The sequence below is a fragment of the Lysinibacillus sp. S1 genome, assembly GCF_044986265.1.
GTDB lineage: Bacteria > Bacillota > Bacilli > Bacillales_A > Planococcaceae > Lysinibacillus > Lysinibacillus capsici.
The window spans coordinates 2,891,211-2,903,702 of record NZ_CP173154.1; the positions used below are offsets into that span (position 1 = coordinate 2,891,211).

General features: G+C 38.9%; 14 protein-coding genes and 2 other annotated features (1 of these 16 cut by a window edge). All 14 genes read left to right on the forward strand.

Going from position 1 to position 12,492, the window contains the following annotated elements; genetic code table 11:
- Window positions 1-13, forward strand: a binding site (T-box leader) (it extends 206 nt beyond the left edge of the window).
- A gap of 61 nt (window positions 14-74) precedes the next feature.
- The 14 genes from cysS (at window position 75) to rpoB (ending at window position 12,361) form a co-directional block, all read left to right on the forward strand.
- Window positions 75-1,475 (forward strand): cysteine--tRNA ligase, encoded by a 1,401-nt coding sequence (gene cysS / locus ACHZEU_RS14305; RefSeq protein ID WP_279493455.1) that lies wholly within the window; start codon window positions 75-77, stop codon window positions 1,473-1,475.
- Complete coding sequence (locus ACHZEU_RS14310; RefSeq protein WP_175400791.1) at window positions 1,460-1,900, forward strand: Mini-ribonuclease 3; 441 nt, start codon at window positions 1,460-1,462, stop codon at window positions 1,898-1,900. The genes cysS and ACHZEU_RS14310 overlap by 16 nt, the downstream gene beginning before the upstream one ends.
- On the forward strand, window positions 1,900-2,652 hold the full coding sequence (gene rlmB, locus ACHZEU_RS14315; RefSeq protein WP_054548957.1) for a 23S rRNA (guanosine(2251)-2'-O)-methyltransferase RlmB: 753 nt from the start codon (window positions 1,900-1,902) through the stop codon (window positions 2,650-2,652). Before ACHZEU_RS14310 ends, rlmB begins: the two co-directional genes overlap by 1 nt.
- Window positions 2,653-2,654: 2 nt before the next feature.
- Window positions 2,655-3,167: an NYN domain-containing protein gene (locus tag ACHZEU_RS14320; RefSeq protein WP_054548958.1), complete on the forward strand. Its 513-nt coding sequence runs from the start codon at window positions 2,655-2,657 to the stop codon at window positions 3,165-3,167.
- Between the two features lie 68 nt (window positions 3,168-3,235).
- On the forward strand, window positions 3,236-3,883 hold the full coding sequence (gene sigH, locus ACHZEU_RS14325; RefSeq protein ID WP_004233587.1) for an RNA polymerase sporulation sigma factor SigH: 648 nt from the start codon (window positions 3,236-3,238) through the stop codon (window positions 3,881-3,883).
- A gap of 77 nt (window positions 3,884-3,960) precedes the next feature.
- The gene (gene rpmG / locus ACHZEU_RS14330) at window positions 3,961-4,107 is read left to right on the forward strand and encodes a 50S ribosomal protein L33 (RefSeq protein ID WP_279493453.1); all 147 of its coding nucleotides are present in this window, start codon (window positions 3,961-3,963) and stop codon (window positions 4,105-4,107) included.
- A gap of 48 nt (window positions 4,108-4,155) precedes the next feature.
- The gene (gene secE / locus ACHZEU_RS14335) at window positions 4,156-4,341 is read left to right on the forward strand and encodes a preprotein translocase subunit SecE (RefSeq protein ID WP_004233589.1); all 186 of its coding nucleotides are present in this window, start codon (window positions 4,156-4,158) and stop codon (window positions 4,339-4,341) included.
- A gap of 354 nt (window positions 4,342-4,695) precedes the next feature.
- Window positions 4,696-5,229: a transcription termination/antitermination protein NusG gene (nusG, locus tag ACHZEU_RS14340; RefSeq protein ID WP_004233590.1), complete on the forward strand. Its 534-nt coding sequence runs from the start codon at window positions 4,696-4,698 to the stop codon at window positions 5,227-5,229.
- A gap of 229 nt (window positions 5,230-5,458) precedes the next feature.
- A complete protein-coding gene (gene rplK, locus ACHZEU_RS14345; RefSeq protein ID WP_004233593.1) occupies window positions 5,459-5,884 on the forward strand; it encodes a 50S ribosomal protein L11 in 426 nt (141 codons plus the stop codon).
- Between the two features lie 116 nt (window positions 5,885-6,000).
- Entirely contained in the window at window positions 6,001-6,699 is a 699-nt protein-coding gene (rplA, locus tag ACHZEU_RS14350; RefSeq protein WP_004233594.1) for a 50S ribosomal protein L1, read from the forward strand.
- Between the two features lie 53 nt (window positions 6,700-6,752).
- Window positions 6,753-6,898 (forward strand) — a sequence feature (ribosomal protein L10 leader region).
- Window positions 6,899-6,930: 32 nt separating this feature from the next.
- Window positions 6,931-7,431 (forward strand): 50S ribosomal protein L10, encoded by a 501-nt coding sequence (gene rplJ / locus ACHZEU_RS14355; protein ID WP_004233596.1) that lies wholly within the window; start codon window positions 6,931-6,933, stop codon window positions 7,429-7,431.
- Window positions 7,432-7,504: 73 nt separating this feature from the next.
- Window positions 7,505-7,864 (forward strand): 50S ribosomal protein L7/L12, encoded by a 360-nt coding sequence (gene rplL, locus ACHZEU_RS14360; protein WP_004233598.1) that lies wholly within the window; start codon window positions 7,505-7,507, stop codon window positions 7,862-7,864.
- Between the two features lie 76 nt (window positions 7,865-7,940).
- Window positions 7,941-8,543 carry a class I SAM-dependent methyltransferase gene (locus tag ACHZEU_RS14365; protein ID WP_036077767.1) on the forward strand — a complete coding sequence of 201 codons (603 nt, stop codon included), beginning with the start codon at window positions 7,941-7,943 and terminating at the stop codon, window positions 8,541-8,543.
- A 242-nt stretch (window positions 8,544-8,785) separates the two neighbouring features.
- The gene (rpoB, locus tag ACHZEU_RS14370; RefSeq protein WP_175400790.1) at window positions 8,786-12,361 is read left to right on the forward strand and encodes a DNA-directed RNA polymerase subunit beta; all 3,576 of its coding nucleotides are present in this window, start codon (window positions 8,786-8,788) and stop codon (window positions 12,359-12,361) included.
- Window positions 12,362-12,492 lie beyond the last annotated feature (131 nt).

A 12,492-nucleotide genomic window follows, 5' to 3' on the forward strand; every position in this document is an offset into this window, starting at 1 on the left:
GAGCGTCTCTGTCATTCCTTTTAGGAGTGATAGAGGCGCTTTTTTTATTCAACAGAAAAGGAGAGTGAAATACAATGGGTATTCAAATTTTTAACTCATTAACACGACAAAAGGAAACCTTTGTACCGCTAGAAGAGGGCAAGGTAAAAATGTATGTCTGCGGTCCTACGGTTTATAACTATATCCATATTGGGAATTCACGTCCTGTAATTGTTTATGATACAGTACGTCGTTATTTTCAATATAAAGGCTATGATGTAAAGTTTGTTTCCAATTTTACGGATGTAGACGATAAAATTATTAAAGCAGCAAATGAGCTTGGTGAAGAAGTACATGAATTAACAGAGCGTTTTATTGCAGCCTATTTTGAAGATGTTACAGCACTGGGATGCAAAAAGGCAGATGTTCATCCACGTGTGACAGAGCATATGGACGATATCATTCAATTTATTCAAGTGCTAATTGAAAAGGGCTACGCTTATGAGTCTGCTGGAGATGTGTATTACCGTACTCGTAAATTTGATGGCTACGGTAAATTATCACACCAATCAGTTGACGATTTAAAAATCGGTGCTCGTATTGAAGCGGGCGAGAAAAAAGATGATGCGCTAGATTTTGCTTTATGGAAAGCTGCTAAGCCAGGTGAGATATTCTGGGAAAGCCCATGGGGAGATGGCCGTCCAGGGTGGCATATTGAGTGTTCTGTAATGGCTCGTGAACATTTAGGAGATACTATTGATATTCATGCTGGTGGGCAGGATTTAACTTTCCCTCACCACGAAAATGAAATTGCTCAATCAGAGGCACACAATGATAAAACATTTGCGCGTTATTGGATGCATAACGGGTATATTAATATTGATAATGAAAAGATGTCAAAATCTCTTGGGAATTTTATTCTTGTGCATGATATCCGTAAACAAATTGACCCGCAGATATTGCGTTTCTTCATGCTATCTGTCCATTATCGTCATCCAATTAACTTTGCGAAGGACCTAGTAGAAGCTGCTGCGTCAGGTTTAGAGCGCATTCGTACAGCATACAACAATGTGAAGCATCGCCTTACGACTACTGTAAGTTTAGGTGATCATTCAGAAGAATGGCTGAACAAAATTGCGGAACAGAAAGCGCATTTTGAAGAGGCAATGGATGATGATTTTAATACAGCCAACGCTATTTCTGTATTATTTGAAGTAGCTCGTATTGCTAATATTTACTTAAATGAAGCCAATACTTGCAAGAAGGTATTAGAAACCTTTATTGAAACCTTTGAAGTACTAGGTGACGTCTTAGGTATTGAATTTGCAAAAGAAGAAGAACTATTAGACGAAGAAATTGAAGCATTACTACAAGAGCGTGTCGAGGCACGTAAAAATCGTGATTTTGCTCGCTCTGACGAGATCCGTGACCATTTGCAAGCCCAAGGTATCATTTTAGAAGATACACGACAAGGAACTAGATGGAAACGAGGGTAATTAAGTTGGATAAACTTCGCAATGAAGATGTTAAACAATTAAAAGCGCTGGCGTTAGCCTATATGGGTGATGCCGTATTGGAACAAAAGGTCCGAGAATATTTGCTACGCTCTGGTCGTGTTAAACCAAACACACTACATCGAGAGGCAACTCGCTACGTCTCAGCAAAAGCGCAATCGATGATCGTTCATCGCATGATGGATGAAAATTATTTAACAGAGGAGGAATTGGCTGTGTTCCGCCGTGGACGCAATGCCAAATCCGGCTCTGTACCAAAAAATACGGATGTCCAAACCTATCGTAATAGCTCAGGCTTTGAGGCGGTGCTTGGTAGTTTATATTTATTGAATGAACTAGAACGCGTCTACGAAATCATTGCATATGCTATTCAAATAATCGAGGAATCAAAAGGAGTGTCTAAATAATGGCAGAACAGAATGGTGAAATTATTGCCGGTAAAAACCCAGTGTTAGAAGCACTTCGTTCAGGCCGCGATATGAATAAAGTATGGATTGCAGAAGGAGTAAAAAAATCTGGCGTCAATGAACTGCTAGATTTAGCCCGTGAACGTGGTGTCATAGTTCAATTTGTCCCAAAAAAGAAAGTTGATCAATTATCAAGTGCTAATCATCAAGGTATCGTTGCTTCTGTTGCCGCTTATAAGTATGCTGAACTAGAGGATTTATTTGCAGCCGCAGCTAATAAACAGGAAGATCCTTTTTTCTTAATCTTAGATGAGTTAGAGGATCCTCATAATCTAGGGTCTATTATGAGAACGGCTGATGCTATAGGAGCACATGGTATTATTATTCCTAAGCGCCGATCAGTGAGTCTAACAGCAGTAGTGGCAAAGGCATCTACAGGAGCGATTGAACACGTTCCAGTTGTACGTGTAAACAATCTTGCTCAAACTATAGATGAATTAAAAGAACGCGGTGTATGGATTGCAGGGACAGATGCAAAGGGATCTGCAGATTATCGAAAAATGGATGCAACATTACCATTAGCCATCATTATCGGTAGTGAGGGCAAAGGGATGGGGCGTTTATTAAAAGAAAAATGCGATTTTTTATATCACTTACCGATGGTTGGGCATGTCACATCACTGAACGCATCAGTAGCAGCGGCTTTATTAATGTACGAAGTGTATCGTAAACGTCAAGAAGCGATTGAATAACAATGAAAAACATTTTGCTTGTTGATGGCTATAATATGATTGGATCTTGGAAAGAGCTGCGGCCATTGCGTGATACAAATTTTGAGGATGCGCGAAGAAGGTTGATAGAACTCATGGCTGAATATAAAGCGGCAATGGGTTGGCGCGTAATTATTGTTTTTGACGCCCATCTTGTACCAGGAGTAGAGCAATCTTATATAGAAAATGATGTAGAAGTCATTTATACACGAAAAAATGAAACAGCAGATGAACGTATTGAAAAAATGACACATGAATTAAAGGCTAGAAATGTACAAATTCATGTAGCAACTTCTGATATGGCAGAGCAAAGTGTTATATTTGGGAATGGTGCCTTAAGGAAGTCGGCTAGAGAGCTAGAAATTGATACAAGTATTATCCAACATAAAATTACTCATGATGTGAAGCGGAAGCAAGAAAGTAAGCCGCCTTCCCGTATAGAATTAAAGCCAGATGTTGCGCTCGCCTTTGAAAAATGGCGACGAGGGTTGAAATGATTGATTGACGCATATTTTCCAATTCCGTTATACTGTTTCTAATTATCTGTTGTGGCTGAGGTGATACCATGTTTAAAAATAGCATTGTACAAGTGACACAAGATTTTGAACGATTCAATGATGAAGAGCTTATTGAAATGGTGCATCAAGGTAATACAGATGCGTTGGATTATTTAATTACAAAATACCGTTTGTTAGTAAGAGCGAAGGCAAGATCCTATTTTTTAATCGGAGCAGATAAGGAAGACATTGTACAAGAGGGCATGATAGGCTTATATAAAGCGATTCGTGATTTTAAAGGAGATAAGCTTGCATCATTCAGAGCTTTTGCAGAGTTATGTATTACAAGACAGATTATCACAGCTATTAAAACAGCAACTAGGCAAAAGCATATACCTCTAAATTCCTATATCTCTTTGGACAAGCCTATATTCGACGAAGAGTCAGACCGAACGCTTATGGATGTACTAACGGGTGCTATTATGGATGATCCAGAAGAATTGATGATTCATAGAGAAGAGTTTGGATATTTAGAAGAAAAGATGAGTGAGATTTTAAGTGAATTAGAGCTACAAGTTTTAGCCTTATATCTAGACGGTCAGTCTTATCATGAAATTTCTGCCAAATTAAATCGTCATGTGAAATCTATCGATAATGCATTGCAGCGGGTAAAACGTAAATTAGAACGTCATTTAGTCCTTGAGGAAATGTCTTAGCCCATTTAGGCCTTTATTGACATTGACAAATATAGGTGTTAGTCTTAAAAAGACAAAGTGCCGAAAAAGGTGATTATATGGCAAAAAAAGTCGTGCTAAATTGTGAGAAATGTGGTTCGAGAAATTACACGTTCACAGCTAAAGAAGGTTCAACTGTACGTCTCGAATTAAAGAAATTTTGCTCGCATTGCAATGAACATACAATGCATAAACAAACGCTATAAAATGATATGTAAATAGACAGATTTGATTGATTCGGAGGTTAAGCTAGAATGGGCAAGATCAAAAGCTTTTTCAGCGATGTAATGTCAGAAATGCGCAAAACAAGCTGGCCGAAAAGTAAAGAACTGACGAAATATACAGTCGTTGTAATTTCAACTGTTGTCATTATGGCTTTATTTTTTGTGTTAGTTGACTTAGGTATTTCATCATTATTCCGCTGGTACTTAGATTTATAATTTAGTAAATAGCATATTTTTGAAATAGCCCGTCCATTGCAATAACGGGTTTTTTCGTTTGTTTTATCTTCATTCAGTAGAAAACTCCATCTAATGGGATCGATGGGATGGGTGAAGTGAAGCGCAAAGCAGTAAAATCTCCTCATTATGATAAATACTACTAGGAGAGTATGATAGTAGCGATTGATGACTATGCTAGTTTCGGTATATATCATCGAGCTTTCGCAAGTAATTAGCGAAAGCTATATTTTTCTAATGAGATGTTTGTGAAAAGAGTAAAAATGCATTGAGCGTATCGCGATTCATTTTCACTTTTATTTGTAAGGGAGGGACGGACGAGGAGTCCTAGTAGTTATGGAGAAAAATTGGTATGTTGTTCATACGTATTCAGGGTATGAAAACCGTGTAAAAGCAAACCTAGAGAAACGTGTAGAAACAATGGGAATGCAAGATAAAATCTTCCGTGTGATTGTTCCTGAGCATGAAGAAACAGAAATGAAAGATGGAAAAAAACGTACAATGATGCGTAAAGTTTTCCCTGGTTATGTGTTAGTAGAGTTAATCATGACAGATGATTCTTGGTATGTAGTTCGAAATACGCCTGGTGTTACGGGCTTTATCGGTTCATCTGGTGGAGGAGCAAAACCAACACCGTTATTACCTGAAGAAGCAGATCGTTTACTACAACAAATGGGTATGACTGATAAAGTTGTAGAAGTGGACATTACTGTTGGTGAAGCAGTAGAAGTATTAGAAGGGCCGTTTGCTCATTTCCAAGGACGTGTTGAAGAAATTGACACAGAAAAAGGGAAAATTAAAGTGACGGTTGATATGTTTGGTCGCGAAACGATTATGGAGCTAGATTTCGAACAAGTTCAAAAATTATAGTTCTAACAATAGAACATTACATGCTAATTGGTAGATGTTTCGCAGATTTTGTTAATTACTACTTGCTTAAAAAAATTAAAAGTGGTATCATTTCATAGGTCAGACTGTCATACTTTTGTTTGACGTCTGTAATGATAATTTTAATGTTATCGGCACTTAGCTGACAGACAGATATTGAGTGGGAGGGGCAACCCAATTACCACATCACGGACTTAAGGAGGTGTGTCTCGTGGCTAAAAAAGTTATTAAAGTTGTTAAACTTCAAATCCCTGCTGGTAAAGCTAACCCAGCTCCACCGGTTGGTCCTGCATTAGGTCAAGCGGGTGTGAACATCATGGGATTCTGTAAAGAATTTAATGCGCGTACTGCTGATCAAGCTGGTCTTATTATCCCAGTTGAAATTTCAGTATTCGAGGATCGTTCTTTCACTTTCATTACAAAAACTCCACCTGCAGCAGTTCTACTTAAAGTAGCAGCTGGTATCCAATCTGGATCTGGTGAACCAAACCGTAAAAAAGTGGCAACGGTTAAACGTGATAAAGTTCGCGAAATCGCTGAAACTAAAATGCCAGACCTTAACGCTGCTTCAGTAGAAGCTGCTATGTTAATGGTTGAAGGTACTGCACGAAGCATGGGTATTGTTATCGAAGACTAATCCCATTTACTTGATGTTTTGTTTTTTGGAAGGTTGCGAAGTTTCTTTGTGAACACGCAACCTTTATTCGTGGGAGGTAAAATCCGCTATAACCACAATCAAGGAGGAAATATATAATGGCTAAAAAAGGTAAAAAACTGCAAGATGCAGCAAAATTAATTGATCGTAACGCACTTTACACTGCACAAGAAGCAATCGAACTTGCTCAAAAAACTAGCACAGTAAACTTCGACGCTACTGTAGAAGTTGCTTTCCGCTTAGGTATTGATACTCGTAAGAACGACCAACAAATCCGTGGTGCAGTAGTACTACCAAACGGTACTGGTAAAACTCAACGCGTATTAGTATTTGCAAAAGGTGAAAAGCTTAAAGAAGCTGAAGCAGCTGGTGCTGACTATGTAGGCGATGCAGAATACATCCAAAAAATCCAACAAGGTTGGTTTGACTTCGATGTAATCGTAGCAACTCCTGACATGATGGGTGAAGTTGGTAAACTTGGTCGTGTATTAGGGCCTAAAGGTTTAATGCCAAACCCTAAAACTGGTACAGTTACTTTTGATGTAACAAAAGCTATCGAAGAAATCAAAGCTGGTAAAGTAGAATACCGTGCTGATAAAGCTGGTATTATCCACGCTCCTATCGGTAAAGTTTCTTTCTCAGCAGAAAAATTAGTAGAAAACTTCTTAGCTGTTTTTGATGTAGTTCAAAAAGCAAAACCTGCTGCAGCTAAAGGTACTTACATGAAATCTGTAAATGTTACAACTACAATGGGTCCAGCGGTTAAAATTGACGCTTCTAACGTAGTAGTAAAATAATTTATATATATGTATTGACGATAGTGGCTATACGTGATACTATAGTTGCTGTTGTGAATTATCCATTTGTACCGTAGACAGTAGGAGTGACTTGTCACTTAATGTTCCTACCGAGGACATCGGAATTCAGATTCTTATTTAAAGATGATGACTTTCAGCCTCTGTGTCTATTTGACTCGGAGGCTTTTCTTTTGTCGGTATAAATGACCCATTCTAATAGGAGGTGTCATCATGAGCAAAGCAATCGAAAACAAACAAGTACAAGTTCAAGAGATTACTGAAAAATTCCAAGGCGCTGCTTCTGTAGTAGTTGTGGATTACCGTGGTCTTAATGTTGCACAAGTAACAGAGCTTCGTAAACAACTTCGTGAAGCTGGCGTTGAGTTCAAAGTTTACAAAAACACTTTAACTCGTCGTGCTGCTGAAGCTGCTGGCCTTGAAGGAATCAACGACGTATTAGTTGGTCCTAACGCAATTGCGTTCTCAAATGAAGATGTTGTAGCGCCTGCTAAAATCATCAACGAGTTCGCTAAGAAAAACGAAGCTTTAGAAATTAAAGCTGGTATTATTGAAGGTACTATTTCTTCTGTTGAAGATGTTAAAGCACTTGCAGAACTTCCATCACGCGAAGGTCTACTTTCTATGCTTTTATCTGTACTTCAAGCTCCAGTGCGTAACTTCGCACTTGCAACAAAAGCTGTTGCAGAACAAAAAGAAGAACAAGGCGCGTAATTTAGTACGCACTAATACTTCTGCGGCCTGATCGCAAAAAAATAAAACATTATCCAATTAGGAGGAAATTATAATGAATAAAGAGCAAATCTTAGAAGCTATCAAAGCTATGACAGTTCTTGAATTAAACGATTTAGTAAAAGCTATCGAAGAAGAATTCGGTGTAACAGCTGCTGCTCCAGTAGCAGTAGTTGCTGGTGGTGCTGCTGCAGCTGAAGAAAAAACAGAATTTGACGTAGTATTAGCATCTGCTGGTGCAGAAAAAATCAAAGTAATCAAAGTGGTTCGTGAAATCACTGGTTTAGGTCTTAAAGAAGCTAAAGAAGTAGTAGATAACGCTCCTAAAGCTCTTAAAGAAGGCGTTTCTAAAGATGAAGCTGAAGAAATCAAAGCTAAACTTGAAGAAGTTGGCGCATCTGTAGAAGTTAAGTAATCTCGCGTTACTTTTTAACAAAAGGAAAGCTCGTCATTTTGGCGAGCTTTTTTCTTCATTCTGAGGAGGCGTGAAAATGTCAGATCACTATTATACAAGTAAGCCTCAAACTGAAAGTAAACCACGTCACTGGACATTCAAGTTACTAGGGCATACGTTTTCATTCGAAACGGATGCAGGTGTATTTAGTAAAAGCGAAGTAGATTTTGGATCCCGTGTTTTAATAGACGCTTTTCAAATGCCTGATATTGATGGTGCGATTTTTGATGTAGGTTGTGGATACGGGCCGATAGGGTTATCGATTGCCAAAACTAATCCAGACCGTACCGTTTTTATGATGGATATTAATGAACGTGCAGTTGCGCTTTCGCAAAAAAATGCGCAAGTGAACGGTGTTCAAAATGTGCGAATATTTGTGAGTGACGGCCTATCGATGGTTGATAAAGATGTAGATGCAGCAGCTATCTTAACGAATCCACCAATTCGTGCGGGGAAGGAAACGATTTTCCGCTTTTACGATGGAGCTTACGATCGGCTAGTGTCTTCGGGTGAACTCTGGGTAGTCATTCAGAAGAAACAAGGAGCGCCATCGACAGTAAGTTACTTAGAAGAAAAGTTTTCAGAAGTCGATGTAGTAGAAAAGAAAAAAGGGTACTGGATAGTACGCGCAAAAAAATAAATGAAATATGTATAATTTATTGACTTGACAAATCGGCTATGATAATATGATACAATGCAAAAATATTATTTTGAGGTCGTATGCCCTTTTTGTATAGAATTGTTTTAATATGGGTATACTTGCCAAGATAAGTTTAGTTAACCGAAAATGAGATCTTTTTGAAGACTCGTTTTCTTTTTGTCTTTCGAAATCATACACTATTTGTATGATTTTGCAAAGACCTAATATCGCTTTATTGAGGGGTGAATGAGTTGACAGGTCAACTAGTTCAGTACGGACAACACCGCCAGCGTAGAAGCTTTGCGCGTATTAAAGAGGTGCTTGAGCTTCCAAATCTGATTGAGATTCAAACGGCGTCTTACGAGTGGTTCCTTGAAGAAGGTTTACGTGAAATGTTCCGTGACATTTCGCCGATCGAGGACTTTACAGGTAATCTTTCATTAGAATTCATCGATTATTCATTAGGTGAGCCTAAATATGATGTTGATGAGTGTAAAGAGCGAGATGTTACTTACGCAGCTCCATTACGTGTGAAAGTACGTCTTTACAACAAAGAAACAGACGAAGTGAAAGAACAAGATGTCTTCATGGGTGATTTCCCGTTAATGACAGAAACAGGTACGTTCATTATCAACGGTGCTGAACGTGTTATCGTTTCACAATTAGTTCGTTCACCAAGTGTGTATTTCCATGATAAAACTGATAAAAACGGTAAAAAAGGCTTTGGAGCTACAGTTATTCCAAACCGTGGTGCTTGGTTAGAGTATGAAACTGATGCGAAAGACGTAGTTTATGTGCGAATTGATCGTACTCGTAAGCTACCAGTAACAGTGTTACTACGTGCATTAGGTTTCGGTTCAGATCAAGAAATTATCGATATTATCGGTGATAACGAGTATCTACGTAATACGTTAGAAAAAGATAACTCTGAAAGTACAGAAAAAGCGCTTTTAGAAATCTACGAACGTTTACGTCCAGGTGAGCCACCAACAGTAGAAAGTGCGAAGAGTTTATTATACTCTCGTTTCTTCGATGCTAAACGTTATGATTTAGCGAATGTTGGTCGCTACAAAATGAATAAAAAGCTTCACATTAAAAATCGTTTATTCAACCAAACGATTGCTGAAACGCTTGTAGATCCAGAAACAGGCGAAATTTTAGTAGAAAAAGGTACAGTACTAGATCGTCGTACTTTAGATAAAATTCTACCTTACCTAGAAGATTCATCAAAAGGTATTGGTTACCGCACTTTATCACAAGTCGGTGGAGTGCTTGAAGATGATGTAACCATCCAATCTATTAAGATTTATGCTCCAAAGGATGAAGCTCAAAAAGAAATTAATATCATTGGTAATGCGTACATTGATGAAGAAGTGAAGAATATTACACCTGCTGATGTTTTATCTTCAGTAAGCTATTTCTTTAACTTACTTTACCAAGTAGGTGCAACAGATGATATTGACCATTTAGGTAACCGTCGCCTACGTTCTGTTGGTGAGTTACTACAAAATCAATTCCGTATCGGTTTATCTCGTATGGAACGTGTAGTACGTGAGCGTATGTCAATTAATGACACAGCTGCGATCGTACCACAACAATTAATCAATATCCGTCCAGTGATTGCGTCGATTAAAGAGTTCTTCGGAAGCTCTCAATTATCACAATTCATGGACCAAACAAACCCATTAGCAGAGTTAACGCATAAACGTCGTCTATCTGCATTAGGTCCTGGTGGTTTAACGCGTGAGCGTGCTGGCTTCGAAGTACGTGACGTTCACTACTCTCACTATGGTCGTATGTGTCCGATCGAGACACCAGAGGGTCCAAACATTGGATTAATCAACTCATTATCTTCATTTGCCAAAGTTAATAAATTTGGCTTCATTGAAACACCTTATCGTCGTATTGACCACGAAACAGGTCGAGTAACAGAGCAAATTGATTATTTAACAGCTGATGAAGAAGATAACTACTATGTAGCACAAGCAAATTCACCGTTAAATCCAGATGGTACTTTTGTAAATGATGAAGTAGTAGGTCGTTTCCGTGGTGATAACACGGTATTCAATAAAGCGCAAATGGACTACATGGATGTATCTCCTAAACAAGTTGTCTCTGCAGCGACTGCATGTATACCGTTCTTAGAAAACGATGACTCGAACCGTGCACTTATGGGTGCCAACATGCAACGTCAAGCAGTTCCACTACTTAACCCAGAAGCACCATTCGTTGGTACTGGTATGGAACATGTTGATGCGCGTGATTCAGGTGCAGCTGTAGTAGCGAAGTATGATGGTATTGTTGAGCACGTTGAAGCTCGCTCTATCCATGTACGCCGCATTGAAGTTGTAGACGGCAAAGAGGTTAAAGGCGATTTAACAAAATATAAATTACAGAAGTTCATTCGTTCTAACCAAGGTACTTCATATAACCAACGTCCACTTGTAAAAGTAGGCGAACGTGTGAAACCTCGTGACATTTTAGCAGATGGTCCATCAATGGAAAAAGGCGAACTAGCTCTTGGACGTAACGTACTGGTTGCATTCATGACTTGGAACGGCTTTAACTATGAGGATGCTGTTATTATGAGTGAGCGCCTTGTAAAAGACGATGTCTATACATCTGTTCATATCGAAGAATATGAATCAGAATCTCGTGATACAAAGCTTGGACCAGAAGAAATCACTCGTGATATTCCAAACGTCGGAGAAGATGCACTTCGTAACCTAGACGAACGTGGTATTATCCGTATTGGTGCGGAAGTACGTGACGGTGATATTCTTGTTGGGAAAGTAACGCCTAAAGGGGTTACAGAATTAACTGCTGAAGAGCGTTTATTACATGCAATCTTCGGTGAAAAGGCTCGTGAGGTTCGTGATACTTCATTACGTGTACCACACGGTGCTGGCGGTATCATTCTTGATGTTAAAGTATTTAACCGTGAAGATGGCGATGAATTACCACCAGGTGTTAACCAATTAGTTCGTGCTTATATTGTTCAAAAACGTAAAATTCGTGTTGGGGACAAAATGGCCGGACGTCATGGTAACAAAGGGGTTATCTCTCGTATCTTACCAGAAGAAGATATGCCATTCATGCCAGATGGCACGCCTGTTGATATCATGTTAAATCCACTTGGTGTACCTTCCCGTATGAATATCGGACAAGTTTTAGAGTTACACTTAGGTATGGCTTCTCGTTATCTAGGCGTTCACATGGCAACACCAGTATTTGATGGTGCTAATGAAGAAGACGTTTGGGAAACAATGGAAGAAGCTGGGATGAACCGTGACGGTAAAACAATCCTGTATGATGGACGTTCTGGTGAACCATTCGATAACCGTGTATCAGTAGGTATCATGTATATGATCAAACTTGCTCACATGGTTGATGATAAACTTCATGCACGTTCAACTGGTCCTTACTCACTTGTTACGCAACAACCACTTGGTGGTAAAGCGCAATTTGGTGGACAACGTTTTGGTGAAATGGAGGTATGGGCACTTGAAGCTTATGGTGCTGCGTATACACTTCAAGAAATCTTAACGGTTAAATCTGATGACGTTGTTGGTCGTGTGAAAACATATGAAGCCATCGTTAAAGGTGAAAGTGTACCAGAGCCAGGTGTTCCTGAGTCATTCAAAGTATTGATTAAAGAACTTCAATCTCTTGGTATGGATGTTAAGATGTTAACAGTTAATGATGAAGAAGTAGAGCTTCGCGATTTAGACGAAGAAGACGATCTTCAGCCAGCTGATGCACTTAACATTGCACCACAGCCAGATACAGAAGAAGAGCCAGTAGAGTCTTTTGAATAATGGAAAACCAAATTCACAAATGTGAATATGGTCAAACTTATTTTTCAAATTAGCCGGGCAGGATTTAACGCCCTGCCTGGCTTTTTCTTTTAATAAATCATTCTATTTCTAATCCTTTGCCAAAGAGGCAA